Source organism: Streptomyces sp. NPDC107528, from assembly GCF_055639295.1.
This window is the reverse complement of the sequence record NZ_JBVKAV010000014.1, coordinates 205442-231476: the sequence shown is the minus strand read 5'-3', so window position 1 is coordinate 231476 and position 26035 is coordinate 205442. Positions and strand designations below refer to the sequence as shown.

General features: G+C 71.1%; 25 protein-coding genes. 11 read left to right on the top strand and 14 right to left on the bottom strand.

Annotation, left to right across the window (positions count from 1 at the left end; translation table 11 throughout):
- The first annotated feature begins 48 nt into the window (after positions 1–48).
- Complete coding sequence (locus tag ACZ7L5_RS38140) at positions 49–1977, top strand: serine/threonine-protein kinase (RefSeq protein ID WP_471522867.1); 1929 nt, start codon at positions 49–51, stop codon at positions 1975–1977.
- The gene (locus tag ACZ7L5_RS38135; RefSeq protein ID WP_471522865.1) at positions 1974–2807 is read left to right on the top strand and encodes an FHA domain-containing protein; all 834 of its coding nucleotides are present in this window, start codon (positions 1974–1976) and stop codon (positions 2805–2807) included. The genes ACZ7L5_RS38140 and ACZ7L5_RS38135 overlap by 4 nt, the downstream gene beginning before the upstream one ends.
- A gap of 36 nt (positions 2808–2843) precedes the next feature.
- On the opposite strand, the gene ACZ7L5_RS38130 is transcribed toward ACZ7L5_RS38135, so the two are convergent.
- Positions 2844–3740: a LysR family transcriptional regulator gene (locus ACZ7L5_RS38130; RefSeq protein WP_471522950.1), complete on the bottom strand. Its 897-nt coding sequence runs from the start codon at positions 3738–3740 to the stop codon at positions 2844–2846.
- 79 nt (positions 3741–3819) lie between these two features.
- On the opposite strand from ACZ7L5_RS38130, the gene ACZ7L5_RS38125 reads away from it, so the two are divergent.
- A complete protein-coding gene (locus tag ACZ7L5_RS38125; RefSeq protein WP_471522863.1) occupies positions 3820–4764 on the top strand; it encodes an EamA family transporter in 945 nt (314 codons plus the stop codon).
- Between the two features lie 26 nt (positions 4765–4790).
- A complete protein-coding gene (locus ACZ7L5_RS38120) occupies positions 4791–5543 on the top strand; it encodes an NAD(P)-dependent oxidoreductase (protein WP_471522861.1) in 753 nt (250 codons plus the stop codon).
- Here the strand turns inward: ACZ7L5_RS38120 and ACZ7L5_RS38115 are convergent.
- From ACZ7L5_RS38115 to ACZ7L5_RS38095, 5 genes are all read right to left on the bottom strand, one after another.
- The gene (locus ACZ7L5_RS38115; protein ID WP_471522859.1) at positions 5515–6066 is read right to left on the bottom strand and encodes a hypothetical protein; all 552 of its coding nucleotides are present in this window, start codon (positions 6064–6066) and stop codon (positions 5515–5517) included. The two genes, ACZ7L5_RS38120 and ACZ7L5_RS38115, sit on opposite strands and share 29 nt — an antisense overlap.
- 346 nt (positions 6067–6412) lie before the next feature.
- Positions 6413–8056 (bottom strand): glycoside hydrolase family 13 protein, encoded by a 1644-nt coding sequence (locus tag ACZ7L5_RS38110; RefSeq protein ID WP_471522857.1) that lies wholly within the window; start codon positions 8054–8056, stop codon positions 6413–6415.
- Positions 8057–8126: 70 nt separating this feature from the next.
- Complete coding sequence (locus ACZ7L5_RS38105; protein ID WP_471522855.1) at positions 8127–8966, bottom strand: carbohydrate ABC transporter permease; 840 nt, start codon at positions 8964–8966, stop codon at positions 8127–8129.
- Positions 8963–9985: a carbohydrate ABC transporter permease gene (locus tag ACZ7L5_RS38100; RefSeq protein ID WP_471522853.1), complete on the bottom strand. Its 1023-nt coding sequence runs from the start codon at positions 9983–9985 to the stop codon at positions 8963–8965. Before ACZ7L5_RS38100 ends, ACZ7L5_RS38105 begins: the two co-directional genes overlap by 4 nt.
- Before the next feature lie 11 nt (positions 9986–9996).
- Entirely contained in the window at positions 9997–11316 is a 1320-nt protein-coding gene (locus tag ACZ7L5_RS38095) for an ABC transporter substrate-binding protein (protein WP_471522851.1), read from the bottom strand.
- A 260-nt stretch (positions 11317–11576) separates the two neighbouring features.
- On the opposite strand from ACZ7L5_RS38095, the gene ACZ7L5_RS38090 reads away from it, so the two are divergent.
- Positions 11577–12644 carry a LacI family DNA-binding transcriptional regulator gene (locus ACZ7L5_RS38090; protein ID WP_471522849.1) on the top strand — a complete coding sequence of 356 codons (1068 nt, stop codon included), beginning with the start codon at positions 11577–11579 and terminating at the stop codon, positions 12642–12644.
- Between the two features lie 168 nt (positions 12645–12812).
- On the opposite strand, the gene ACZ7L5_RS38085 is transcribed toward ACZ7L5_RS38090, so the two are convergent.
- From ACZ7L5_RS38085 to ACZ7L5_RS38050, 8 genes are read right to left on the bottom strand one after another with little or no spacing between them, the layout of a single operon-like run.
- Entirely contained in the window at positions 12813–14060 is a 1248-nt protein-coding gene (locus ACZ7L5_RS38085; protein ID WP_471522847.1) for an MFS transporter, read from the bottom strand.
- 5 nt (positions 14061–14065) lie between these two features.
- Positions 14066–14299 carry a (2Fe-2S)-binding protein gene (locus tag ACZ7L5_RS38080; RefSeq protein ID WP_471522845.1) on the bottom strand — a complete coding sequence of 78 codons (234 nt, stop codon included), beginning with the start codon at positions 14297–14299 and terminating at the stop codon, positions 14066–14068.
- Complete coding sequence (locus ACZ7L5_RS38075) at positions 14292–14957, bottom strand: HAD family hydrolase (protein WP_471522948.1); 666 nt, start codon at positions 14955–14957, stop codon at positions 14292–14294. The genes ACZ7L5_RS38080 and ACZ7L5_RS38075 overlap by 8 nt, the downstream gene beginning before the upstream one ends.
- Positions 14957–15937, bottom strand: coding sequence for a nucleoside-diphosphate kinase (locus ACZ7L5_RS38070; RefSeq protein WP_471522843.1), 981 nt, complete (start codon positions 15935–15937; stop codon positions 14957–14959). Before ACZ7L5_RS38070 ends, ACZ7L5_RS38075 begins: the two co-directional genes overlap by 1 nt.
- Before the next feature lie 7 nt (positions 15938–15944).
- The gene (locus ACZ7L5_RS38065) at positions 15945–16724 is read right to left on the bottom strand and encodes an alpha/beta hydrolase (protein ID WP_471522841.1); all 780 of its coding nucleotides are present in this window, start codon (positions 16722–16724) and stop codon (positions 15945–15947) included.
- Positions 16721–17452 (bottom strand): hypothetical protein, encoded by a 732-nt coding sequence (locus ACZ7L5_RS38060; protein ID WP_365064869.1) that lies wholly within the window; start codon positions 17450–17452, stop codon positions 16721–16723. The genes ACZ7L5_RS38065 and ACZ7L5_RS38060 overlap by 4 nt, the downstream gene beginning before the upstream one ends.
- Positions 17452–18135: a hypothetical protein gene (locus ACZ7L5_RS38055; protein ID WP_471522839.1), complete on the bottom strand. Its 684-nt coding sequence runs from the start codon at positions 18133–18135 to the stop codon at positions 17452–17454. The genes ACZ7L5_RS38060 and ACZ7L5_RS38055 overlap by 1 nt, the downstream gene beginning before the upstream one ends.
- A gap of 18 nt (positions 18136–18153) precedes the next feature.
- Positions 18154–19293, bottom strand: coding sequence for a hypothetical protein (locus ACZ7L5_RS38050; protein WP_471522837.1), 1140 nt, complete (start codon positions 19291–19293; stop codon positions 18154–18156).
- A gap of 400 nt (positions 19294–19693) precedes the next feature.
- Here ACZ7L5_RS38050 and asnB point away from each other — a divergent pair, with 400 nt between their 5' ends.
- From asnB to metX, 6 genes are all read left to right on the top strand, one after another.
- Positions 19694–21889: an asparagine synthase (glutamine-hydrolyzing) gene (asnB, locus tag ACZ7L5_RS38045; protein WP_471522835.1), complete on the top strand. Its 2196-nt coding sequence runs from the start codon at positions 19694–19696 to the stop codon at positions 21887–21889.
- Between the two features lie 14 nt (positions 21890–21903).
- A complete protein-coding gene (locus tag ACZ7L5_RS38040; protein WP_471522833.1) occupies positions 21904–22698 on the top strand; it encodes a CPBP family glutamic-type intramembrane protease in 795 nt (264 codons plus the stop codon).
- Positions 22695–23474, top strand: coding sequence for a nucleotidyltransferase domain-containing protein (locus tag ACZ7L5_RS38035; RefSeq protein ID WP_471522831.1), 780 nt, complete (start codon positions 22695–22697; stop codon positions 23472–23474). Before ACZ7L5_RS38040 ends, ACZ7L5_RS38035 begins: the two co-directional genes overlap by 4 nt.
- A gap of 3 nt (positions 23475–23477) precedes the next feature.
- Positions 23478–23762, top strand: coding sequence for a PqqD family protein (locus ACZ7L5_RS38030; protein ID WP_467481304.1), 285 nt, complete (start codon positions 23478–23480; stop codon positions 23760–23762).
- A gap of 77 nt (positions 23763–23839) precedes the next feature.
- Positions 23840–24892, top strand: coding sequence for a diiron oxygenase (locus ACZ7L5_RS38025; protein WP_471522829.1), 1053 nt, complete (start codon positions 23840–23842; stop codon positions 24890–24892).
- Entirely contained in the window at positions 24873–26033 is a 1161-nt protein-coding gene (gene metX, locus ACZ7L5_RS38020) for a homoserine O-acetyltransferase MetX (RefSeq protein ID WP_471522827.1), read from the top strand. The genes ACZ7L5_RS38025 and metX overlap by 20 nt, the downstream gene beginning before the upstream one ends.
- The last annotated feature ends 2 nt before the right edge of the window (positions 26034–26035 follow it).

Here is a 26035-nt window from a genome sequence, read left to right as displayed (position 1 = left end):
CCGTGAAAACAGTCACTGTTGGGCCATGGCTACGTACACTCCGTGACCGTGTTGACGTTGAAGGCCGGGCACGAAGTCGCCGGCCGCTACCTCCTCCGTGAACCCATCGGCAGCGGCGGGATGGGCGTCGTCTGGCAGGCCTGGGACGAGACGCTGAAGCGGATCGTCGCGGTCAAGTGCGCGCGCCCGGACGACGAGCATGCCGCCAGAAGGCTCAGGAAGGAGGCGCAGTACGCCGCGCGGCTGCACCATCCGAACGTCGTTCCGGTCTTCGACTTCGTCGAGGAGGCGGACGCGGGATCCGGCGAGGCCACCTGCTGGATCGTCATGGAGTACGTCCCCTCCCGCAGCCTCGCCCAGATCGTGGCCGACAGCGGCCCGCTCCCGCCCGAGGACGCCGGGTCCGTCGGCTCCCAGATCGCCGCCGCGCTGGCGAAGTCGCATGCCCTGGGCGTCGTGCACGGCGATGTCACGCCGGAGAACATCCTGGTGACCGAGGACGGGGTCGCCCGGCTGACCGACTTCGGCATCGCCCGCGCCCTGTGGAGCGACGTCACGCAGACGCACACGGTCACGACGGGTGTGGTACGGGGCAAGCCCAAGTACCTCGCACCCGAGTTGGCCAGGGGACGGCCGGCGGACGAGAAGGCCGACGTGTTCTCCCTCGGCGCCAGCGTGTTCGCGGCGGTCGAGGGGCAGTCGCCGTACGGCGTGGCCGACCACCCGATGGCCTACGTCGCCCGGGCCATCGAGGGGCACCTCGAACCCGCCGAGCGGGCCGGCCGGCTGACCGCCCCGCTGGCCGCGCTGCTGGTACCGGACCCCCGGCGCCGCCCCGACGCCGCCGAGGCGCACCGGCTGCTGACCCGGGCCGCCCCGCCGCCCCCGGAGGTCCAGGGCAGACTGGCCGACGCCCACACCCTGCGCCTCGCCTCGCTCACCCTGCGGCTGCCGCGTGCCGTACGGCGTCGGCGGCGCCCCCTGGCGATCTCTGCGGGGGCACTGGCCGTGGCGGCCGCGGTCACGGCGGGGATCCTCGTCGCCACGTCGGGCGGCGACCCGGACGACACCCCCCGCGCCCCTGACGCGAAGCGCTCCGCCGCGGCCCCCGCGCAGGCCGGCGCCATCGGCGGAATCCGTACGGCCAACCCGTGCGGGCTGCTCGACGCCGCCTCCCTGAGCCGCTTCGGAGACACCGAACTCGACCCGGACTACGGCGAGTTGGACCGCTGTGACGTGCTCGTACTCGGCGACGACGGGGACGAGATCGCCGGTGTCGAGGCCAACTTCCTCAGTGAGGCACGGGAGTTCGACGACGGCGTGCAGGTCCGGAGGGTCGGCAACATCCACGTCACCGCCTTGACGCGCGTCGCCGACCACTGCGAGCGGTACATCCGGACCTCCGACCGCCGGGGGATCATCATCCGCGGGGAGCGGCGGGCGGCCGGCGCCCCCGATCCCTGTGCCCTGGCCGACGCCGCCACCGACTACGCGGTCACGGTGCTGGACCGGGGCCCGGTGCCCCGGCGCGCGGAGTCCTGGCCGGCCACCTCGCTCGCCCGCCTCGACGCCTGCAAGCTGCTCGACACCGCCGCGCTCGACCGCGTACCGGACCTGCGGACCCGGCCGTCGGACCACGGTTTCGCCGACTGGGACTGCGAATGGTCGAGCGCGGACGGCGACAAGGCCTTCGTGGAGTTGTCCTTCACCCGGGACAACCAGCCGGAGGACGACGGACGGCCCAGGTCCCTCGCCGGGACGACGGCTTACGTCTCCCCGGAGGAGGAGGGCGAGGGCAGTTGCGTCGTGTACGCACCGCACCGCACCTACACCAACTCCGTCGGCGACCGCACGACCGAGCTGATCCGGCTGACCGTACTCGGGCAGCGGCCGGCCGAGCAGGAGTGCGCCACGGCCGAGGCGCTGACGGCCACCGCGCTGAAGAACATCGCCGACCAGCTGCCGGAGGCGAAATGATCGCAGGCCACCGACCCCACCGCTCCCTCGACCACGCCCGCACCCGGCCCGCCCCCGGCGGCGGCCGTGCCCTCCCTCCCACCCACGGCAGCCTCGCCCGCGGCGCCTTTGCGCCCGTACCCGGCACGCTCTTCGCCCTCGCCATCGGCGGCGGCATGATGCTGGGCCCCGGGGCGGGTCGCGAGGTGCTGTTCGGGCGCAACCGGCCCGAGGTGCACGTCTGTCTGGGCGAGGACGACCCCCAGGTCAGCCGCCACCAGGGCACGCTCACCCATCGCGACGGGCACTGGTGGGTCGGCAACACCGGCCGCCTGCCGATCCGCTGCCCCGCAGGCCGCCTGCTCTTCCGGGACGAGGAACCGCTGCCCCTCGACACCGGCTACACCCCCCTGTTCGCAGGCGGTTCGCGGGGCCGCGAGCACCTGCTGGAGGTCTACGTCACCGACGCCGAGGGCGGCCACCGGCCACCACGGCACGGCGACGTCACCCGGCCACCCCGGGTCTGGACCCTGACCGACGCCGAGCGGCTCGCCCTGGTCGCCCTGGGCCGGCGCTACCTGCTGCACGAACCCCGCCCCCAGCCCCTGACCTGGCGCCAGACGGCCGCCCAACTCGCCGACGTACGCCCGGGCGAGGGCTGGACCGACAAACGCGTCGAGCACCTCGTCAACGCCGTACGCCTGCGCCTGTCCCGCGACGGCGTACCCGGCCTGACCCGGGAAGAGGTCGGCGAACCGGTCGGCAACGCCCTCAACGACCACCTGATCCGCGCCCTGCTGACGTCGACGACGCTGGTGCCGATGGATCTGGCGGTGATCGACGGGGCGTGACCTGCGGTGACCATTCCCCCGTACGCCCTGCCGCCGTCAGTTCCCTGAGGAACGTCCGACCCCGAGGACGTCGAGCATCGCCCGCGTCGCCGGGCTGGGGTTGAAGCGACTCCACGCCAGGTACTCCAGGCGATGCGGTCCGTCGAGCACCCGGACCAGGGCCAGTTCGGGGTCGTCGGCGGCCAGCGGGCCGATGTACGCCGACGGCAGCAGCGCGATGCCGAGTCCACGGGCGACCAGCCGGGAGATCAGCTCGACGACGCCGGCCTCGTACGCGACGTCCCGGACCAGACCGGCCGCGGCGAAGGCCCGGTCGGACTGGGCGCGGGCCGGTGTCCCGGCCGCGAAGTCCACGAACGTCTCGTCGGCGATCTCCGCCAGCGCGACCCGGGAAGCACCCGCGAGCCGGTGCCCGGCCGGCACGACGAGAGCGTGCTCGTCGTGATCGAGGACGACTGATTCGACGCCGGACGGAGCCTCGCCCTCCGGCAGCCCCAGGAAGGCGATGTCCAGGTCGCCGTCGCGGATGGCCGTCGCCAGTTCGTCGCTGCGTCTGGAGCGCAGGACCACATGGACGTCCGGGTACCGGGCGCGGTAGCGCTGGAGCAGTTCCGGTACGTCCACGGCAGCCGTCGTCACGATCACACCGACGGCGAGCCGGCCCCGTACGACTCCGGTCGCCGCGGCGGCATCGGCGACCGCGCGGTCGGTCGCGGCCAGACACTCGCGCGCGGCGGCGACGAACGCCTCCCCGGCGCTGGTCAGCTCCACACGGCGGCTGGAGCGGGCGAACAGCCGGAGCCCGAGCTCCCGTTCCAGTCCGGCGATCCGGTGACTGAGCGACGACTGCACCACGTCGCAGTGCTCTGCGGCCCGGGTGAAGTTGCGGGTTTCGGCGACGGCGACGACGTAACGCATCTGCTGGAGGTCCACGCTTCCATCGTTCTGGTTCATGGCTGTGATGACAACCATGCTTTGGAGTCATGGAGGGCGACTGCGGAGACTGCGTCACATGCATTCCTTGACCGAACGGTCACCGGGCCCGATACGGCCTTCGTACGCGCTGCCGCTGACCACCGCCGCGACCGCCGCAACCGTCGCCCTCACCGCGATCGCCCCCGCGACGTGGGGCACCACATACGCCGTGACCACGGAACTCCTGCCGCCCGGGCACCCGATGTTCGCCGCGCTGATGCGCGCCCTGCCCGCCGGGCTGCTCGGGCTGGCGATCACGCGCGTGCTGCCGCGCGGGGGCTGGTGGTGGCGGGCCGCCGTCCTCGGCGCGCTCAACATCGGCGTCATGTTCCCCCTGTTGTTCCTGGCCGCCGAACGGCTCCCCGGCGGTGTCGCCGCCACCCTCGGCGCCACCCAGCCACTGCTCGTCGCCGGGCTCGCCATCGCCGCGCTCCACGACCGGCCGACGGTCTGGCGATGGACCTGGGGCGTGATCGGCGTCGCCGGCGTCGGACTCGTCGTGCTCGGGCCGGACGCCCACCTGGACGCCGTCGGCGTGCTCGCCGGCCTCGGCGGTACGGCAGCCATGGCCGGCGGGGTCGTCCTCACCAAGCGCTGGGGCCGTCCCGAGGGCGTCGGCCCACTGACCCTGGCCGGCTGGCAACTCACCGCCGGCGGACTGCTGTTGCTCCCCCTCACCCTCGCGATCGAGGGCGTGCCGCAGCGGATCGACGCCGGGGCGGCCGGCGGCTACCTGTGGCTCGGCAGCATGGGCGGCCTGATCGCGTACACGCTCTGGTTCCGCGGCATCGGCAGGCTGCCGGTCGGCGCGTCCGCACCGCTGGTGCTGCTGTCCCCGCTGGTCGCGACCGTCGTCGGCCTCGCCCTGGGCGAGTCGCTGAGCCTGCCGCAGAGCGCCGGCTTCGCGCTCGCCCTGGCCGCATTGCTGGCGGCACAGCTCAATTCGCCGAAGGCGCTGATGAGAGGAGTACGGGTTCGATGAGTACGGATTCGATGAGGACGGGTTCGATGACGACGAGGTCGATGAAGGCAGGCATGACGATCGCCGTACTCGGGGCCACCGGGATGGTCGGCAGCAGGGTGATCGACGAGGCGGCCGCACGCGGGCACCAGGTGCTCGCCCTCTCCCGGAAACCCCCGAGCCAGGGCCCGAAGGTGACTCCGATCGCGGTCGACGCGAACGACCCCTCCGCCTTACGTGCGGCGCTCACCGGCGCCGCGGCGGACGCCGTCGTGCTCACCGTCCGCACGCTTCCGGTCGACCAGGAGTTCCTGGTCGGCGTCACCCGCACGGTGCTGGACGTCGCCGCCCGACTCGGCATCCGCGTCCTCGTCGTCGGCGGCGCCGGCGCGTTGCGCAGCCCGGACGACCCCGACCTGCTGGTGGCCGACGACCCCGCGTACGTGCCGGCCGAGTGGCGGGCCGTGGCGGCGGCCGGAACGGCCCAGTTGCGGACCTGCGAAGCCCACCCCGACGCCGACTGGGTCTGTCTGAGCCCACCCGCCCTGCTGGAACCCGGCGACCGGACCGGCCGCTACCGGCGGGGCACCGACACCCTGCTCACCGGCGCGGACGGCCGTTCGTGGATCAGCGCGGAGGACCTGGCGGTCGCGGTGCTCGACGAACTGGAGTCCTCCGGCCCCGAGCGCCACAGCATCCCTGTCCGCCGCATCCGCCACTTCACGGTCGTCCACTGCGACGAGAGTTCGGCGCCGGCAGTTCGGCATGCGGTCAGACGAGGTTGCGCTCCAGGGCGGTGACATGGCCAGCCATGAAGTGGTCGCGGATGCCGTCCCCGGCGGGGGCGAAGGCGTCCGCGGTCAGGCCCCGGGCCCGGTCGCTCAGGCCGCCGAGCAGCGAGGAGGCCGCCGGCAGCCGGTCGCAGGTGCGCGGCTGCCCGTAGGTGTGGACGCCGTCCGCCAGCAGCTCGGGGTCCTCCAGGTAGAGGCGGCAGCCGGCGAGCATGCCGGCGCGCCGCCGAGGCTGTGGCCGGTGAGCCACAGGGTCTGCCGTTGTCGTGGAACCCGGCGAGCGTCTCCTTGACCTTCGGGAAGACCGGGCCGAGGGCCTCGGCGAGCCGTGGTGGACATGTCCGGTGCCCGCGGGCCCGGGGCGGGCCGGCGTGGTGGTGTCGGTGAGCCAGTCGCGGATGTTGTCCGGCTCGGTGCCGCGGAACGCGGTGATGATCATGTGCTCGTTGGTCGCGGTGTACGCCTGCGTGTCCCGCAGCGGGAACGGCGGCGTGAAGGCGCTGCGGTGGGCCGGATCCGGTCGAAGCCCCACTCCCGCAACTGCCGCTCGATGGTGGCCTCGTCCTTGTAGGCCAGGTCGGAGGCGCGGGCGAGCCAGTAGGCGTGGGCGAGGTTGTAGCCGGTGGCGCGGTGGTCGAGCGGGGGACGGGCACGGCGTCGCCTCCTGAGGAAGTGCGAACGAGCTGGTGGCCGAGTGGCGCGAGATCGCTTCTCTCTGAACGGGGCTCTCCGGGCGGACGCGTGCCGCCAGTCGATCTTCGCTCGAAAGGATCCGGCGGGTGCTGGCCGTCCGGTGGGGGACATCAGGGTCGGGGCGGGACCCGGTAGCCACCCGGAGACCCGCCCTGACGCGATGCGGGCTCGACCACGCCCTTGAGTTACACCGTCAGCCAGGCCGCCTGGTCCGGCCCCAGCACCGCACCCTGCACGGGACCGCTCGCCAGCAGCACCGAGGTGTGGTCGGGCAGCGGACATGGCTCGGCCGAGAGGTTGACCACGCACACGAAACCGGGCTCGCGGCTGAAGGCGAGCACACCTTCGGAGGTCTCCAGCCAGGTCATCGTGCCGTCGCCGAGGGCGGGGTGCTCGCGGCGCAGGCGCAGTGCGGTGCGGTACAGCTCCAGCATGGAGTCCGGGTCCCCGGACTGGGCCGCCACGGTGTGCGGCGCCCAGTCGCCGGGCTGCGGCAGCCAGGGCTCGCCGGTGGCGCCGTCGGGGCTGAAGCCGTACGGGGCGCCGCGGCCGGACCAGGGGATCGGGACCCGGCAGCCGTCGCGGCCGCGGTCGGTGTGGCCGGAGCGTTCCCAGACGGGGTCCTGGAGCACGGCCTCGGGCAGGTCCTCGACCTCGGGCAGGCCGAGTTCCTCGCCCTGGTAGACGTAGGCACCGCCGGGCAGGGACAGCATCAGCAGGGCGGCGGCGCGGGCACGGCGGGTGCCCAGTTCCAGGTCGAGGGGGCCCTCGGGTTCGTACGAGGTGTTCGCCACCCAGCGCTTGGTTGCCTTGCGGCCGTAGCGGCTGGGGTGGCGTACGACGTCGTGGTTGGACAGCACCCAGGTGGCGGGCGCGCCCACCGCGCCGAGCATTTCCAGGGAGCCGTCGATGACCGCGCGCAGGTCCTTCGGGTGCCAACTCGACATCAGGAAGTCGAAGTTGAACGCGGTGTGCAGGCCGTCCCGGCGGACGTACGCGGCGAGGCGCTCGGGGGTGTCCGCCCAGGCCTCGGCGACGAAGGACCGGTCGCCGGGGAACTCGTCGGCCACCCTGCGCCAGGCGCGGTAGATGTCGTGGACCTCGTCGCGGTCCCAGTGCGGATGGTCGACGTGCTGCCAGGCCTGCCCGTCGACCGGGTCCCGCCGGGGCGGCAGGTCCGGGAGCTCCGGGTGCTTGATCAGGCCGTGGGCGACATCGATGCGGAAGCCGTCCACGCCGCGGCCGAACCAGAAGCGCAGGACCGACTCGAACTCGGCGCGCACCTCGGGGTGTTCCCAGTTGAGATCCGGCTGTTCGGGGGCGAAGAGGTGCAGGTACCACTGGCCGTCGGGCAGCCGGGTCCACGCGGGGCCCCCGAAGCAGGAGACCCAGTCGTTCGGCGGAAGGGAGCCGTCGTCGCCCCGGCCGGCACGGAAGACGTAGCGTTCCCGCTCCGGGCTGCCGGGGCCTGCCGCCAGCGCCTCCTGGAACCAGGCGTGCCGGTCGGAGGTGTGGTTGGGCACGATGTCGGGGATGACGCGGATCCCGTGCGCGTGCGCCTCCTCGATGAGCTGCTCGGCCTCGGCGACCGTGCCGAACACCGGGTCGATCTCACGGAAGTCGGCCACGTCGTAACCGTGGTCCGCCATCGGGGACTTGTACCAGGGGTTGATCCAGATGGCGTCCACGCCCAGCGACTTCAGATACGGCAGCCGGGAGCGGATGCCGGCGATGTCGCCGACGCCGTCGCCGTTCCCGTCGGCGAAGCTGCGGATGTAGACCTGGTAGATGACGGCGCTGCGCCACCAGGGTGCGGAGGTGGGGGACAAGGTGGTGTCTCCTCGGTCGTTCTCTTCTTCGGACGTTGACTTGGCTTCGGGGAGTTGCGGAAGGGGGCGGCTACTTCGCCGCGCCCGCCGTGAGGCCGGCGACGATGCGGCGCTGGAAGAGCAGCACCATGACCACCAGCGGGACCGTGACGAGGACGCCGGCGGCCATCTGGCTGCCGAACGGCGTCTCGTAGGTCGTGGCGCCGGTGAACTTGGCGATGGCGACCGGCGCGGTCTGCATGTCGGGCTTGTTGGTCATCGACAGGGCGATGAGGAACTCGTTCCAGGCGGCGATGAAGGTGATGATCGCCGTGGTGAAGATGCCGGGCGCGGCCAGCGGGATGATGACCTTGCGGAACGCCTGGCCGCGTGTGCAGCCGTCGACCATCGCCGCGTGCTCCAGCTCGTCCGGCATCTGCCGGAAGAACGTGGTCAGGTTCCACACGGCCAGCGGCAGCGCGAAGGACATGCTCGGCACGATCATCGCCTGGTAGGTGTTGATCCAGCCGACGTCGGTGAACAGCTTCAGCAGCGGGACCACGATCGACACCACCGGGAACATCGAGGTCGCGATCACGAGGGTCAGGATGAGCCGCTTGCCGCGGAACTCCAGCCGGGCCATCGCATAGGCGGTGAACGTGGCCAGCACCAGCGCCAGGACCGTGGTGACACCGGCGACGACCAGGCTGTTCAGCAGCGCCCGACCGAAGCCCTGCGCCGGGTCGAAGACCGCCCGGTAGTTCTCGAAGGACACCGGGGACGGCACGAGCGAGGTGTCGAAGATGTCCGAGGCGCGGCGCAGGCTGGAGACCAGCATCCAGTAGAAGGGCGCCAGACAGCAGGCGACGACGGCGACGACTGAGGCATAGAGCAGTCCGCCACGCCACTTCGCGGTGAGGGTGGTCGTCATGCCGTCACCTCCATGCGGCGGCGTCCTGCCTTCTTCCGGCGGCGGGCGGTGCCCTCGCCGACGAGGTCCGCGCCGAGCAGCCGTACGAAGGCCAGGGCGATGAGGAAGACGTAGAGGAAGAGGAGCACGGCGTAGGCGGAGGCCGGTCCGAAGCGGACGTTGGACGCCTCGTTCTGCGCGAGCATGGACAGGGTTTCCACCGAGTGCTTCTGAGCGCCGACGAGGATGTACGGCAGGTCGAACATCCGCAGCGCGTCCATGCAGCGGAACAGCACCGCCACCAGCAGCGCGGGCTTCACCAGGGGCAGTGTGATGTGCCAGAACTGGCGGGGCGGACGGGCGCCGTCGAGGCGTGCCGCCTCGTAGACCTCCTTCGGGATCACCTGCAGACCGGCCAGGACGAGCAGACCGATGAAGGGGGCCGTCTTCCACACCTCGGCGACGATGACCGCGACCTTGGCGTGGAAGCCCTCGGTGGTCCACAGGATCTGGTGCCAGATCAGGGCGTTGGCGATGCCGTCGCTGTTGAAGATCCACCGCCACAGCAGACCGGAGATCGCCGTGGGCACCGCCCAGGGGATCAGGATCCCGGCGCGCACGAAACCGCGGCCCCGGAACGCCTTGTGCATGATCAGGGCCATGGCCACCCCGATCACCGTCTCCAGACCGACCGTGACGACGGTGAAGAAGGTGGTGTTCCAGAAGGCGTTCCAGAACCGCTCCCCGGCCGCGCCGAAGATGTCGGCGTAGTTCTTCAGGGCGACGAACGGCTCGGTGTCGCTGATGAATCCGGTCGCCGGGTCCAGGCCCCTCGGCCCGTACAGCGACTCCTTCAGCGCCATGAGCGTCGGGTAGATGACGACGATCGACAGCACCAGCAGGGTCGGGGACACCAGCAGGGCCGCCAGCCGCCCCGATCCGGCGGTCGCGCGCGCAGGCTTCCCCGTGAGCCGACGGCGGGCCACGGGTTCGCGCGACGGCCCGGCGTCGACACCGGGCGGGATCTCGGTCTTGGTCATGGCCCCGCCCCTCACCGCGCGACGGACTTCCGCAGCGCCGCCTGCAGGTCCTTCAGCGCCTGCGCGCTGCTCTTGTCACCGGTCAGGGCGGCATACGCGTGCTGCTGGACCGCCGCGGTCACATCGCCGTACTGCACGACGCGCGGACGCGGCACGGCCCGCAGGATGGACTCCTTGAGCACGGGCAGGTACGGGTACTGCGCGATCAGCGCCTTGTCGTCGTACTGGGATGCGTACGGCGGGGCGGCGGAGGCCTTCTTGAGCTGGGTGGCCGTGTTCTCCTCGCTGGTGATGAACTTGATGAAGTCCAGGGCCGTGGCCTTGTTCTTCGCGAAGGAGGACAGGGCCATGTTGTGGCCGCCCAGGCTGGAGGCGCCGGGCCCGTTCAGGCCGGGCAGCGGGGCGACCGCGTACTTCCCCTTGATGCCGCTGTTGGCGGCCAGGCCGTACATGTAGGGCCAGTTGCGCAGGAAGACGAGCTTGCCGGACTGGAACGCCTGGCGGCCGTCCTCCTCCTGGTAGGTGACGCCCTCCGCCGGGATCGTGCCGTCCTTCGCGGCGCCGACGAGGAAGTCCAGACCCTTCCTGGCCTCGGGGGTGTCGACGTCGGGCGTGCCCTTCGCGTCGGTGACGGTGCCGCCCGCCGAGTTCACGGCCTCGGCGAAGTTCACGGTCAGGCCCTCGTACTTCTGGAACTGGCCGGCGTAGCAGGAGATGTCCTTCGCCTCGGGCAGCCTCTTCACCTTGGCACAGGCTGCCTTCAACTCGGCCCAGGTGACCGGGGGTTGACTGATCCCGGCCTTCCTCAGCAAGTCGGTCCGGTAGTACAGCATTCCGCCGTCGGAGCTGCCGGGAACCGCGTAGAGGCCGCCGCGGTACTTGGCCGTCTCGACCACCGGCTTCAGCATCCTGCTCAGCGGGAACCGCTCCTGCGGCAGCCTGTCGATCCACTGGTGGGCGGCGAACTCCGACGTCCACACGACGTCGAGGGACAACACCGTGTAGGCGTCGGACTTCGTCTCCGCGTTCTGGATCATCTGCCGGCGCTGGGCGTCCGGGTCCGTCGGCAGCTGGATGAAGGTGACCTTCTCCTTCGGGTGCTGCTTGTTCCAGCGGTCGATCATCGGCTGGACGGAGCCGGTGGTGTCCTTGCCGGCCACGTACGTGATGGGGCCGCGCCCCTCGAACGACGGCGCTCCGGGCTGCCCGGAGTCGCTGCCGGCGGACGCGGAGCAGGCGGTGATGAGCAGCCCGCCGGCGGCGAGCGCGGCTGAACACCGGAGCGCTCTGGTGGTGGTCCTGGACGTGGGGGAGGTCTTGGTCGTCGTCACTGTCTCTCCTGGGCGTGCGGATCCTCTTGAGACTGCGTTGTCATCGCCCTGATCAAATGATTAGGCAGGTCAAAGCAATGACAGCAATGGTTCTGGGGATGGTCCGATGGTGATTCGGTCTCGTCGGGACAACGCTTGCAAGCTAGGGGCGGCCTAATCGGAAGTCAATGTGCTACTTGGCGGTAGTACTGCGAAGTGCATGCTGAAAGCGCTGTCATCCGGACCCGGGGAAGCTGTGTCCCCTGTGCTACCGTCCGCTCATGCCACCAGCTCAGCGGCACCCGACGATGGCCGACGTGGCCGAACGGGCCGGGGTCTCCACATCCACCGTCTCCCGCACCCTGCGCGGACTGTCCACCGTCTCGCCCGACGTGCGCGCACGCGTCGAGAAGGCCGCACGCGAGCTGAACTTCGCCGTGTCACGACAGGCTGCAAGCCTTGTCACGGGCCGCACCGGGAACGTCGCCGTGCTCGTGCCCACGCTCGACGCATGGTTCATGGGAGCCGCCCTGTCCAGCCTGGCCCCGCTGCTGCGGGCGGCCGGCATGGAGCTCAACGTCTATGTGATCCCCGACCTGGCCGAGCGCACCTCGTTCTTCGAACGCCTCCCGGCCCGGCGCAACGCGGACGCCCTGCTGGTGTTCTCCTTCGACCTCACCGACGAGGAGACCGCGCGGCTGGACAGCCTCGGCATCCCCGTCATCTACGTCAGCCAGCACGTCGAAGGACGGCCCAGCGTCTACGTCGACGACGTGGCCGGCGCCCTGCACGGCACCCGGCACCTGCTCAACCTCGGCCACCGTCGGATCGCCTTCCTGGCGACGCAGGGCGCCAGCGGCTTCTCCTTCAGCTCCAACGAACGGCTGCTCGGCTACCAGCAGGCACTGACCGAAGCGGGCGTCCCGCTCGACGACGACCTGGTGACCGCGGTGCAGGTCGCGGACAGGCGCGGTATCGCCGAGGCGCTCGGCACGCTGCTCAGCCTGCGCGAGCCGCCCACGGCGATCTTCGCCGAGCAGGACGAGGTCGCGGTCGCGTCCGTCCGGATCCTGCGCAGGACACAGATCGCCGTTCCGGAACGGATCTCCGTCCTCGGCTTCGACGACCAGCCGCTCGCCGACTGGTTCGACCTGTCCACGGTGGCCCAGTCCGCGGCGGACATCGGCCGCGAGGCCGGCGAGCTGGCCCTGCGGCTCATCGAGGACTCCGAGGACGAGCACCAGCGGCACGTCGTGCTGCCGACGCATGTGATGCCGCGGGCCACCACGGCGCCCGTGTTCCGGGCCCAGGACGAGCAGCAGGCCGGCGGCGACGAGGGGCGCGGGTGACCGGCCCGCGACGCTGCGGCTGACGGCCTCGGCGGCGCATCGCGTACCGAATCCCTGCCTGACGGCCCGCATTTCGTCGTAGCTCAGGGCACGGCCAAGCGGCTGCGGGCGATCCGTCGTGGCCGAGCCGGTGGGCAACCGCCGGATGCGGCCGTGCGTCCGCCGGGTTCAGACCAGGTCGCGCAAGCGGCGGACCGGGCTCACGATGAGTACCGCAGCCGCCCCCGTGCCCGCCGCGAACACCAGCCACAGGGCGCCCCGAGGGCCGGTGGTGCCGGCGAGCAGGCCGGCGGTCAGGGCCCCCACCGGTACCGCACCCCAGGAGACGAAGCGGACGGTGGCCATCACACGGGGCAACAGCTCCGCCGGGGTGACGGTCATGCGATGGGTGCGGGTGAGGATGCTCAGCACCACCACGCCCACCGAGAATCCGGTGGCGCCCACCACGAACGACAGCACGCCCCAGCCGCCGAACGTCAGCGGGATGAGCGCCGCGAGCAGTGCGCCCGCCGAGGTCGCGACCACCACGGCACGGGCGCCGCCGAGCCGTGCGGCCAGCAAAGGAGTCACCGCTGCCCCGAGCAGGGTGCCCGCGCCCTCGGCGGCCATCAGCAGTCCGACCGCACCGACCGGGAGACCCAGCGTGCGGACCAGGAAGGTCGGGGTCAGCGCCATGAGCGCGCCGCAGGCGAAGTTGGCCAACGTCGCGGCGGCCAGGCACGGGCCGATGACCCGGTGCCGCACCACGAAGCGCCAACCGTCCCGGATCAGCGAGCCGACCGATGCGCCCGCGGGCGGACGTTCCTCGCGCGCGGGCCGCGGCAGGCTCTGGAGCAGGAAGGCGGACACGAGGTAGCTCACCACGTCCACCAGAAGACTGGTCGCGGCACCCACCGTCTGCACCAGGACGCCGCCCAGGGAGGGGCCGCCCAATTGGGTGGCGGCCGACGAGGCGGAGGTCAGACTGTTGCGTGCGGTGAGTTCGTCCTTGCTGACGATCGACGGCAGGAAGGTGGAGTTGCCGACGTCGAAGATGACCGTGGCCAGCCCGATGACCAGCGCGACCAGCACGAGATGGACCAGGTGCAGCTGCCCCAGCGCAGCCGCCACCGGCACGGACAGCAGCACCAGCGCCCGCAGGACGTCCATGGCCACCTGAGTGCCGCGCAGCGGCAGCCGCTGCACGAGCACTCCCGCCGGAAGGCCGATCAGGAGCCAGGCGGCGTAGTTGGCCGCGGTGATGAGGCTCACCTCGAAACTGCTCGCCCCCAGCACCTGCAGTGCCACCAGCGGAAGCGCGACCGTGGTCACCGCGTCACCGAGACCACTGGCGGTGGAACCCGCCCAGTACCGCCAGAAGGTGCCGGAGCCGCGGCGGCGTGCGGGCCGCTGATCCTCGACCGGTGTGTCCGTCATGGTTCTCAATCTCTTCGGTGCCGTACTGGTCGTCGTATCTGGGAGCCGACCAGGGCTCCGTCGCCGAAATCGGCCAGGATCTCCTCGATATCGGCGGCGCAGTCCCCGCAGCCGGAGTTGGCATCGGTGCTGGCACGCACCTCGGCCAGGGTGCGACTGCCCCTGTCGGCGGCCGCCAGGATCTCGCTCTCTCGCACCCCACGGCACAGGCAGATCAGGGGGTCGTCGGTGTCAGGCACCCTGAGAGAGTCCTTCCGCCCAGTCGACCAGCGCGTCGTCGCCGAGGGACGACGCGAGATGGTCGTGGTCGAGGCCGGTCCCGGGCAAGGACGGTACGACCACCACGTACAGCCCCGCGCGACGGGCGGCCGCGATGCCGGTGGCGGAGTCCTCGAAGGCGACCGAACGGCCCGGGAGCGCGCCGAGTGCCGCGCACGCCTCCAGATAGAGGTCGGGTGCGGGCTTGGCGGCAGTCACCTCGTCGGCCGCGAAGGAGACCGGGAAGAAATCGGCGAGTCCGGCCGAGCCGAGGGCGGTGTCGAGGAGTTCGCGGGGGCTGTTGCTGGCGACCGCCACAGGGACGGCCCGGGCGCACGCCTTGACCAGTTCGACCGCCCCGGGGAGGGCTTCGGCGCCGCCGGCCAGTTCCTGCCGTACGAGGTCGAGGAGTTCCGCGGCGAGTTCGGCACCGGCGCCTGGCCGGCCGAAGTAGTCGGCCATCGCCTCGCCCGCTCCCGCCAGCGTACGGCCGATCACCAGCGCCTTCTGCTCGGGTCCGAAGTCGTGACCGTGCGCGGCGAAGATCTTGGTCTCCGCCCTGGTCCAGCAGACCTCGGTGTCGACCAGCAGACCGTCGCAGTCGAAGACGACGGCTTGTGGGGCGAGGGGAAGGGACATCACGCTTGTTTCCTCCAGTCGGTCGCTGACACGGTCGCCAACAGGGGTGCTACCCCAGGTTCGTTGCACTCGATCCAGCTTGTCAGGACCGACAGGACGTCCCAACGGGCGGAGCCCGACGGGAGCGCGACCTCTGCGAGAGCCGACAGCCACTGCCGTACGCCGGCAGGGGTGGGGTACGTGCGGGCGAGGTCCCCCCACGGGTCGGAGCGGGCGGCCAGCCGCGTCAGGCTCTGGGCGCAGTCCAGGTCGTGGGCCGGGACGTCGGCCTCCAGATCGGCGAGCCGGCTTCGGGCCGGGCACTCCTCACCGGTGCGGGGCGGGGCGCCTGCCAGGGCGGTGCGCAACCAGGCGGTGCCGGTCCGGTAGGAGAACAGCCGCAACTCGCGCACCAGGTCGGCCGGTTCGTCGGCCGTGTGAACGAAGTTGAACAGGCCGTTGACCCGGCCGAACCGGGTGCGCAGATCGCGCGCGTGGGCCGAATGCGGGTCGGCGGCCCCCTTGGCCGCGGTCAGCCGGACACTGGCGGGCAGCCCTTCCGTGCGGCGCGTGTCACGCAGCAGGACCAGCAACGAGGGGCCGGATCCCAGCAGATGGTCCACCACCGCGATCCGCTGCCGGGAGGCGGCGTTGAACTGGTAGCGCCAGATCTCCCTGGTCAGTACCGGGTCGAAGGTGAACGGCCGGGCCGCCAGCGGCATCCAGCCCTCCTCCTCCAGGATGTCCAGCACCAGCCCGCCGCGCCGGCCCGCGACCGCGTCCGGCTTCAGGACCACGAAGGTAGTCGTGTACAGCCAGGCGCGGTCGCTGGGTGAGGGGAACAGGTCCAGGCCCTCACGGGCGTAGGGGTCCAGTCGGTACGCGGCCCGCTTGCGCGGGTCGGCGGTCAGCGAGTCGAACGCCCGGTGGTTGACGGCGGACGTGGCCGCCGTCGGTGCCGGATGCGTGACTGGACCTGCCGCGGCGGTGGTCGTCGTCATCGGTCTCTCATTCCTCCGTGTTCGAGGTGCCCCCGGCCAGCAGCGGCAGGACGACGGTGCGGCAGGCCTGGCGCTCGGGGTTCACCAGGTGCATGTGGCGGGCGTCCGGCACCGTCACGGACGTCAGCGGCAGACCTCGCTCGGCCCACCGCTCTAGCTGATGAGCCGTCAAGCCGTGGGGCACCGCCTGATCGTGTTCCGCCGCGACGACGGTGAGCGAGCGCAGATCCGCCGGGTCCGGGTCGGGCGTCGCCTGATCGTGGCTGCCCCCGGCCGTCAGATGGGCGGCGAGGAAGTCCCGCACGGCCCCGCCGCCCACCCCGAGACGGGCTGCCTCGGCGATGTCGGCCACCGGGGCGAGCAGCACCACGTTGGCCCCCTCGGCGTTCCCGGAGATCGAGGCGAGCACGAGATGACCGCCGACGGAGTGCCCGACGAGCGTGGCGCCGGCCCAGCCGGCGTCCCGGTGCTCCAGCGCCCGCAGCGCCGCCCGGCAGTCGTCGGCGGCGGCCGGCCAGGCACCGCCGTCCCAGCTCGGCCGGTACTCCACCGCGGCGACCCGGTGACCGCGCGCGACCAGAGCGGAGGCCAGCGGTTCCATGTCCTGCGCGGTGCGATCGTGCCGCCAGAAGCCGCCGTGCACCAGCACCACCGGGACGGCGAAGCCCGGCCCCGGCTCCGCTGCCGCTGCCGTCTCCGCTTCGGTCTCCTCCTCCGCGGGCCCGTACAGATCGATCCGCTGCCAGGGCGAGGCGCCGTAGTCGAGACGGCCGTAGGACACGCTCACAGCAGGCCGAACGCTTCCAGACGGGAGAGCCAGTGGTGCAGCCGCTCGTCGGACATCCGCACCTCGGCGCGACGCTCCACGGACTCGTCGGTGGCGCCGTAGCGGTACCAGACGTCGCCGTTGTCCTTGCGGATCATGAAGGCGCGGCGCTTGCGGGCCGGGCTCTGGATCATCAGCGAGATGGTCTCGGGCTCGGTGATGGTGGTGTGCAGTTGCTCATGATCGAGGGTGATGACCCGGCCGGCCGGCTCCTCGCGCACGAAGTAGGGCCAGAACCGGGTGACATCGGCGCTCTCGTCGAGCGGCTGGTCCGTCGCGTAGAGGGTGTGCTGGTAGGCGCCGTGCAGGATGTACGCGGTGAAGCTGTAGCGGTGGTTGTGCACCCGCTCGTACTGATCGGTGTTGGCGAGCCGGAGCCGGATGCGCAGGCCCTTGTCCTGGTCGTCCCAGATGACGATCTTGTCATCCAGTGCGTGGCACTCGAACTTCTCCCGCAGCTCGGGCGTCCGGATGGCGCGGGCCACCAGGGTGCGCAGCAGTGCGCGATCTTCGCCCAGGCGGCGGGCGATCGCATCGGTGATCTCCGCCGCCCGCTCGAGTTCGTCCCAGCGGACGCCGGGAAGCGAGGCCATCAGCGCCTCGGCTTTGGCCACCGTGGCCTCGGAGGGCGGGGTGAGAAGGATCGCCGGGTTCAGATCCAGCACGTCGTCGCCGGGACGGGTAGCCATCACAACACCTCCATGGCACGCAGGCGGCCGGTGAGCTCGTCGAAGTAGTCCTTGCCGATGCGCTTGCTGCCCTTGCGTTCGGCCTTTTCCTTGTCCTCGCCGAAGCGCCACCACACCCGGCCGGTCTCGCGCTCGGTGATGATCGAGCGCTCCTTCTCGGCCGGACCGCGCAGAAAGAGCGACACCGTGTCGGGGGTGGTGTACGTGGTGTGGATCTCGCTGTGGTGGAGCGTGTAGCAGTTGCCCGCCTGCTCGTTGGTGACGAACCGCGGTACGACACGCAGGTCGGTGGGGACCGCGTCGAAATCGTCCTGCACGTTGTGCGGGACGTCCTCCTCGGGGAGCCGCCCGACCAGTTCGTGGCGGACATGCTTGTACTGCCCGCGCACGATCAGCGAGGTGAAGGTGAACCGGTGGTCGTGCGGCCGGTCCCGATGGTCCTCGGTCGAGACATGCACGCGGATACGGAACCCGCGGTCCAGGGCGTCGTAGATGACCAGCTTGTCGAGCAGCCGATGGTGCTCGCACTTGTCGAACAGGTCCTCCTCCTCCCGTGCGCGCTCCAACAGCTGGGTCAGCGTGGCCTTGTCCTCGGCCAGGGCGGTGAGGATCTCCCTGGTCTGTGCACGGGCCTTGGGCAGGTCAGACCAGTCGACGACCAGCCGGTCGAGGTCTTCCAGCATGCTTGGCTCCTTCGGTTCTTATGCTGTGGGCAGGCGCAGGTCCGCGCGAGCGGACAGGCCGAACACCCGGTGCGCGGTGCCGGCCACGAGGGCGTGGACCTCGGCGGGGGTGAGGCCCTGGGACAGGGCGTTGGCGCGCTGGCGGGCGAGGGGGACGGAGCCGGCCGCGACGATGCCTTCCTCCTGATACCAGAGGCCGTTGTCCACTACGTGGTGGAGGTCCTGGCCACCGAGCCGGGCCGAGTCACAGCGATCCGTCATCATCATCGAGTTCTCGGCGCCCATCAGCTGTACGGCGCGGGCCGCAATGGCCAGATCCACGTGTTCGCCGTCGAAGTTGATGCAGGCACCGATCCGCCCGGCCGCCGCCTGGCGCATGATCGCCGCCGGGACCGGACCGGCGATCTCCCCCATCGTGTCGAGCGTCCAGGAGGGCAGGTCGTAGGAGGCGATGACCGTGTCCCGCTCGGCGCGCGCCCCTGAACTGCGGAAAGCGTGCCGGATGTTGAGCGGCATGTCGTTGAAGAGATGGTCCGTGATGACCCGGACGCCGCTGGCGGTCCACGCGGACTGCCAGGCCAGCTCGACGATTTCGTCGACGAACTCGGCGCTGGCCCGCGGGTCGGCCCGGGTGAAGTGCCCGAGCGCCGGGCGGATTCCGTGGGCCATCAGGAGGGGGATGATCCAGGCGAAGCCGGTCTCCCGGGCGCCGGGCTCGTCGTGCAGCTCCGAGGCCGGCGTAAACGCGTCCGGCGAGAGTACCGAGTAGGTGAGGCCGTACTGCCCGAGCGCCGCGATGCGCTCCCACTCGTGCCGGGTGGGCGCCCAGACGGTGGCGGCGGGGGTGCCGCCGTGGCTGGCCAGCAGCGGGCCTTCCAGCGCAATGCCGGCGACATGCGGCAGGCGGCCGTCGTTCCGCATGCGGTGGTACTCGCGGACGAACGCCTCGAACTCCGTCAGCTGCTGCCGGTGGAGGTACATCGTGGGCAGGCTCAGAACGCCCTCACGGGCGCACCACGCGTCGAGCCGGTCCAGGTCGACCTTCGTGAAGTCCGAGAAGTCGACGTCGCCGAACCCGTGGCAGTGGACCTCCACCGGCGGCAGCTCGGGAAGGTCTTCCAATGGCGGCCGCAGCCGGCTTTCTTCAGGGGATTTCACGAGAACACTCCCAATCCAATCAGTCGCACTCTCTCGAGTGTGATTCAGGCACTCCTGCGACAGCCAGCCCGAACCGAGGTCAGGATCCTGCACTGCACCATGCTGAAGGTGTGCAATCCGGTCGACGTCTTCTACGGTTGTCGCAGCGAGGCAGTGCCCCCGGACATGGGGGCGGAGTGCTCGCTTAATTCCCTTTGAAAGAGAGGTGATTCCACATGAAGAAGTACACGAAGCCCGCCGCCAAGAAGGTCGCGCACGGCACGGTTCTGGCCGTCGTCGCGTAATGCGGCAGCCGGGGTGCCTTGCTCTGTTGAAGCCTGGCGCCCCGGCTTTCTTTTCCCTGGCTATTCGTTCCGGATTGCTGTTCCGAACAGCTTCGAGTGAGGTGAACATGTGCGGCTTGGCCGGTCTGGCCCGCACTGATGGCGGGGCGCTCTCCCCGGACGCGGACGGCCTGCTGGGGCGCATGGCGCACGCCGTGACCCACCGTGGCCCTGATGAGCGGGAACTGCTGCGCTCCGGCCCCGTCGGTCTGGCGTTCACACGGTTGTCGCTGGTGGACCCGACCGCGGGTAGCCAGCCGCTGTACAGCCCGGACGGCAGCGTGGTCCTCATCGCCAACGGCGAGGTCTACAACCACCGCGAGCTGGCTGCCACCCTGCCCGCCGGCTCCCGGCCGCGCAACGGCTCCGACTGCGAGGTGCTCGTCCACCTCTACCAGGAAAAGGGGCTTCGCTTTCTCGACGACGTCCGCGGCATGTTCGCGATCGTCCTGTGGGACAGAAGGCTCAACCGCCTGCTCTTCGCTCGCGACCGGTTCGGCGTCAAGCCGCTCTTCTTCCACCGCAATCGCGAACGCGTCGTGTTCGGCTCGGAGATGAAGGCGCTTTTCGAGGATCCGTCCTGCCCGCGCGAACTCGACTGGGACGGCGCGCTGGAAGACCAGGCGATGCACGGAGCGGTGGAATTCACCGAGGAAAGTCCCAAGACCTGGTTCCGGGGCATCGGCCTGGTGCGGGCCGGGACGATTCTCGGCATCGACCTGAGCGACGGCGCCACCGACGAACACGTCTACTGGACCTTTCCGGACCCGGGGCAGCCCCGTGACGACCTGTCCGCCGAGGAATTCATCGAGGAATACTCGGCGCTGTTCGCCGCGTCAGTGGCCGAATGCGAGACCTCGGATGCCGAGTTGGGCCTGTTTCTCAGCGGCGGGGTCGACTCTGCCGCGATCGCCGCGCTCAGCACGGTCCGCCCTCGTACGTTCACCGCGCTGAACGGCAGCACGCTGGCCAACCAGGACGCCGAATACGGGCGACGGGTCGCGGACGCCTTCGGGCTCGCCAACCACCAAGTGCTTTTCGACGTCGGTCAGGTGCCCTCCGCCGAGGAGTGGAAGAGCCTGCTCTGGCTGCTCGAGAGCCCGCAGTGCGGCCCCGAGATCTTCTACAAGCGGGAGCTCTACCGCTTTGTGAAGGCCCGGTTCCCCGAGATCAAGGGCATGCTCCTGGGCGGCGGGGCCGACGAGTTCAACGGCGGCTACTCGGTGCCCATGTCGGGCGGTGGCGGCTGGACGCAGTTCCAGGCCAACGTCGACGAGATGGCACTGCGCGACCACCTCCATCGCAGCCGCGGGGTCGCCGCCTGGTGGGAGCAGTCCGAACTCCCCTTGGTACGGCCGGAGGTGCCTCGCCGCGGGGCGGCACCCGAGGACTCCTACGAGCGGTTCCTGCGCTGGAAGTACCGTGACGTCCAGCAGTACAACTGCTGGCACGAGGACCGCACCGCGGCGGGCAGTGGCATCGAAGCTCGGGTGCCGTTCCTCGACCACCGCCTGGTGGAGCTGTCCGCGCGGGTCCCGCACGCGTTGCGCGAGCGGCTGGTCTGGGACAAGCGGATGCTGCGCGACGGTCTGGACGGTGTCCTCGCCCACGAGTTCGCCCACCGCCCCAAGGTTCCCTTCTTCTACGGCGACGGCGTCCGCCACACCTACCGCACCTTCGCGGCCATGCTCGCCGCGGACGGGGACGCGCTCCTCGACGAGGCACTCTCCGGCCCCCGCGCCAAGGAGTACCTCGACGCCGACAACGCGAGGGCCACCCTCCGCAGGCTTCAGGACGACCCGTCCTCCGGACATGTGGAGTTCCTGCTGCGGGTGGTCAACCTCGGTCTGCTGGAGCAGATGGCCCAGCAGCCGCCCCGGCCGCCGGTGGAGGCGAAGTGGGGCCCGGTCCCGGCCGAGCTGCCGATCGCCGACTGGGAGAGCGAGATCGCCGCCATCGAGGCGCGCGTCCTGCTGCGTCCCGAACTGCGCGGCACCCTCGTCCCCGCGCTTGACGAGTCGGTCATGCTCCTCTCCGATCCACGCGACCCCCTGCTGCGGTACGTGATCGTCGACGGAGAGATCGAGTACGTCATCGACGGCGAGGAGACCCCGGGCTGGCAGCGGCTGCTCGACGCCGTGGACGGACAGCGGGACCTCGCTCAGCTGCTGGCTGCGGCCGGCTGTGAGCTCGCCGAGGTGGAGGAATTGCTGGTGCAGTCCGTGGAGCTCGGCGTGCTCACCCTCGCCGAGCCGGCGCCGGCCGCCGCGTAGCCGTGAGGACGGCAGTGCGCCGGGAGCGGACCCCCGTCGGCGCGGGACCGCTCGCCGCGGTCTTCGACTGGCCGCGCTGGCCGCTTTCGCCGGGGCGGCTGGCCGCGGCCGCCTGCTCGGCCGCGTTCGCGGTGGCCCTGTGCGTGGACTTGGGCTCCCTCTGGGCCGCGGGCGCTCTCGTCCTGGTGGAGACGCTCGTGCTGCTCCTGCCATGGCGGCTGCCCAGGACCGGACGTTCCGTCGCCGGGTTCTGGGCGGAGACCCTCTGCGGCCTTCTCGCCCCCCTGGGCGCGATCGCGGTCGCCTGCTGGGCCGACGCTCCCTGGCTGCGGGAGCCGGGAGCACCCGGATGGTATGTCGCCGGTGCCGTGCTCGGCGGGGTGCTGATGTGGCTCGGCGGCATGAACCTACGGGCACTCGCCACCGGCGAACTCGCCTTCGTCGCCGGCCCTACCCGCCCCGGGCACGGATACGCCCGGGCCACCGCGACCCTCGCCGGCCCGTTCGGTGAAGAGGCCCTCTACCGGGGCACCGTGCTGGCCGCCGCGTCGACCACGACCGCAGCCCTGCCGCTGGGGCTGCTGGCCGCGGCCGGGTTCGTCGCCCGCCACCACATCTCCCCGGGCGCCAACGGCCGGGACTCCACACGGGCCATGGCCGTGGAGGTGAGCGCCGCCGCCTCGCTGCTGACCCTGACCATGCTCTCTCAGTCCGTCTACCCGGCGCTGCTGGCGCACCTGATCAACAACGTCCCGTCCGCCGTACTCCAGATCCAGTGCGCCCGCTCCGGAAGGGCAAACCTGCCATGACCTTCGACTTCTCCCGCTGCCTGCCCGAACTGGCCGGCCGCGGCCTGCTGCCCGCCTCGTACCGTTCCGCCTTCGTGGTGGGCTCGCTGGCCCGGGGGTGGGCCAACGCGGCGAGCGACGTGGACATCTACGTCGTCGGCGACACCCCGTGGAGCGGCCCGGCGTCCGCCGCGTTCCGGGTCTCGCTCGGCCACCCCGAGGTGCCCACCGACAGCTGGTACACCGACGACCGGCGCTGGGAGCTGAAGTACTGGACCACCGGCCAGCTCGCCGAGGTCCTCGACAAGGTCTCCTGGGACAGCTTCGAAACCGCTCTGCCCATAGGTCAGTTGCTCGGCCGCGACGAAGAACAGCTGCTGGAGCGGCTGTTGTTCTGCCGCCCGCTGGACGGCGAGCACTGGGTCGAGGAACAGCGGAAGCTGATCCGTGCGTCGGCGTTCGGCGCGTCCGTGGTGTCGTACTGCCTCACCAACGCCGACGACTTCGTGGACGACGCGCTGGGCCAGCTGGCCGAGGGGGACACCATGAGCGCGGTCCTGTCGGCCCGGCAGGCGTTCGGGCACGCCGTGGACGGACTGCTCGCCTCCCATGGCGAGTGCAACCGCCTGGTCAAGTGGCGGGCCCGGCGCATGCTCGCCGCCTGCCCGAAGGCCCTCCCGTTCGAGCGGTACTGGGCGGTGGAGACCATGACCGACTTCGACGCCGCCGCCCCGGACGTGTGGGTGCGGGACGTGGTCGCCCTGTGCAAGAGCCTTTCCCTGGAAATAGAGGTCTGAGAGATGACGAGCAGTCCGACAGCCGACAGTGTGCCCGTGCTCCGGCCGGAGGCGCGGTTCAGGAAGTTCCGGGGCAGGACGATGGTGGCGTCCGGGCCGACCGCACTGGAACTGTCCGAGACGGCGGCCTTCCTCCTCGCACGCGTCGATGGACAGCGCCCGGTGACGCAGCTCGCGACGCTGCTCGCCGAGGAGTACGACATCGACGTCGACGAGGCGCGAGCGGACACCCTGGAACTCGTCGCCGACCTGGTCGAATCCGGGATCCTCGGGCTGGAGAGCCCCTGAGCAACCGGTCCGGCTCCTGAGCCACTGAGGGCGCCCGCCCGCAACCACCACTGTCTCGAAATAAGGGGAACCACTCGATGTGCGGGATCGTCGGGCTCTTCACTGGCTGCTCCGCCCTCACCTACTGCCCCCGCCGGAGCCTGGCTCCGGCCGGCCCCACCGAGACCGGCGCGGACCCGCCGGAGGACACCGGCGAGGCCGCCGAGGTGTCCTACAGCAGCCCGTTCCGGGGCTGGCACGAGCGAGCCGCCGTACGTCGCTCACCGCGACGCGTGCTCGACGACTCCCCCTCGGGGGCTGCCCGTTACTTCTCTCCCGACCTGGTCCCCGTGGCCCGTCACCGGCTGGTCACCGGCCTGCGGCCGGAGCTGTTCGACGAGGTCCTCGTCCAGCACCTCTATCGCTACCTCGACTTCACCGCCAAGCTGGAGACGCTGGTCGTCAACCGCACCGTGCTGGGCATCGCCACGGGATCGGTCGGAGTCGGCCTGCCCGAAGCGATGCGCTTCGACGCGTACAAGATCTACTGTGACGAGGCCTATCACGCCCTGTTCTCCGTGGACCTCATGCGGCAGGTGCGCGAAGCCACCGGGATCCGTCCACTGCTGCCCGAACAGCCCTACTTCCTGCGACGGCTGGACGAGATCCAGCAGTCCCTGACGCCCGAGCTCCGGCCCCTGGCGGAACTGCTCTTCGTGACCGTCTCGGAGACCCTGATCTCGGCGAGCCTCGCCGAACTGCCGGTCGACGACGGCGTGCTGCCCGCCGTGCGCGAGTCGATCCGCGACCACGCCGCCGACGAGGGCCGTCACCACGCGTACTTCGCGACGTTTCTGCGGTATCTGTGGGCAGCCCTCGACCCGGCGGACCGACGCGCTGCGGCCCTGCTGGTGCCACGCCTGATCACCGCGTTCCTGCAGCCCGACCGCGATGCCATTCGTGCGGAGCTGCTGGAGTACGGGCTCCCGCGGGACGACGCCGAACAGGTTGTCGCGGAGGTCTACGACGAAGCGACCGTGGCCGCGCACACCCGGGCGACAGCCAAGCGGACCCTGCACTACTTCACCGCCTTGGACGTCCTCGACGACCCCCGGACGAAGGAGGAGTTCCGTGTCCACGGCCTGCTCTGACCGTACCCGGCCCGACTCCGGGCAGGCGCCGGTCACCGGTGCGTGGCTGCCCGGGCAGCCGGAGGGGCGGCGTTCGTGGTGCGTGCTGCCCGAGCCGCTGAAGCTTGAGTCGGGGGAGACCCTGCCCGACGTGGTCCTCGCCTATGAGACGTGGGGCACGCCGGCGCCGGACGGCTCCAACGCGGTGCTGCTGCTGCACGCGCTGACGGGGGACAGTCACGCGGCAGGCCGGGCCGGACCCGGTCATCCGACGCCGGGCTGGTGGGATGCGTGCGTCGGGGCCGGCCGGGCGCTGGATCCGGCGCGCTGGTTCCTGGTGGTGCCGAACGCTCTGGGGGGCTGTCAGGGCAGTACGGGGCCGTCGTCTCCCGCCCCGGACGGCCGAGCGTGGGGCAGCCGGTTCCCGGCGGTGACGCTGCGGGATCTGGCGGCGGCGGAGGCCGCTCTCGCGGACGCGCTCGGCATTCCGCGATGGGCTGCGGTGATCGGTGGCTCGATGGGTGGGATGCGGGCGCTCGAGTGGGCGGCCGTGCATCCGCAGCGGGTGGCGCGGCTCGGTCTGCTGGCCTGCTCGGCGGCGGCCTCGGCCGACCAGATCGCTTTCTCCTCGGCTCAGGTGCATGCCATCACCGCCGATCCGGGCTGGCACGGCGGCGACTACTACGACGCGCCCGACGGGAGGGGCCCGCACCGGGGCCTGGGAGTCGCCCGGCGCATCGCCCACCTCACCTACCGCAACGCACTTGAGCTCGACGAACGCTTCGCGGCCCGGGCCCAGCACGGCGAGGACCCACTGACCGGTGGCCGATACGCCGTCGAGTCGTACCTGGACCATCAGGCGGACAAGCTCGTGCGCCGCTTCGACGCCGGCAGCTATGTGACACTCACCCGGGCCATGAACAGCCATGACGTGGGCCGCGACCGGAACGGGGTGCGCGCGGCGCTGGCCCGCATCCGGGTTCCCACGGCGGTCGCCGGCATCACCACTGACCGGCTCTTCCCGCTCTGGCAGCAACGCGAACTCGCCGACGCCCTGCCCGACTGTGCCCAGTTCCGGGTGATCTCCTCCGGGCAGGGGCACGACGGCTTCCTCACCGAGACCGAGCAGGTGTCGGCCTTCCTGGCCGACCTCCTCGCCTGACA

Coding starts and splice junctions, on each gene's coding strand:
- ACZ7L5_RS38120 (WP_471522861.1), top strand. CDS start 4,791: ATGACGACGAGGTCGATGAAGGCAGGCATGACGATCGCCGTACTCGGG.
- ACZ7L5_RS38085 (WP_471522847.1), bottom strand. CDS start 14,060: ATGACGGACACACCGGTCGAGGATCAGCGGCCCGCACGCCGCCGCGGC.
- ACZ7L5_RS38035 (WP_471522831.1), top strand. CDS start 22,695: ATGACCTTCGACTTCTCCCGCTGCCTGCCCGAACTGGCCGGCCGCGGC.
- ACZ7L5_RS38135 (WP_471522865.1), top strand. CDS start 1,974: ATGATCGCAGGCCACCGACCCCACCGCTCCCTCGACCACGCCCGCACC.
- ACZ7L5_RS38100 (WP_471522853.1), bottom strand. CDS start 9,985: ATGACCAAGACCGAGATCCCGCCCGGTGTCGACGCCGGGCCGTCGCGC.
- ACZ7L5_RS38105 (WP_471522855.1), bottom strand. CDS start 8,966: ATGACGACCACCCTCACCGCGAAGTGGCGTGGCGGACTGCTCTATGCC.
- ACZ7L5_RS38060 (WP_365064869.1), bottom strand. CDS start 17,452: ATGGCTACCCGTCCCGGCGACGACGTGCTGGATCTGAACCCGGCGATC.
- ACZ7L5_RS38055 (WP_471522839.1), bottom strand. CDS start 18,135: ATGCTGGAAGACCTCGACCGGCTGGTCGTCGACTGGTCTGACCTGCCC.
- ACZ7L5_RS38070 (WP_471522843.1), bottom strand. CDS start 15,937: ATGACGACGACCACCGCCGCGGCAGGTCCAGTCACGCATCCGGCACCG.
- ACZ7L5_RS38090 (WP_471522849.1), top strand. CDS start 11,577: ATGCCACCAGCTCAGCGGCACCCGACGATGGCCGACGTGGCCGAACGG.
- ACZ7L5_RS38025 (WP_471522829.1), top strand. CDS start 23,840: ATGTGCGGGATCGTCGGGCTCTTCACTGGCTGCTCCGCCCTCACCTAC.
- ACZ7L5_RS38030 (WP_467481304.1), top strand. CDS start 23,478: ATGACGAGCAGTCCGACAGCCGACAGTGTGCCCGTGCTCCGGCCGGAG.
- ACZ7L5_RS38125 (WP_471522863.1), top strand. CDS start 3,820: ATGCATTCCTTGACCGAACGGTCACCGGGCCCGATACGGCCTTCGTAC.
- ACZ7L5_RS38075 (WP_471522948.1), bottom strand. CDS start 14,957: ATGTCCCTTCCCCTCGCCCCACAAGCCGTCGTCTTCGACTGCGACGGT.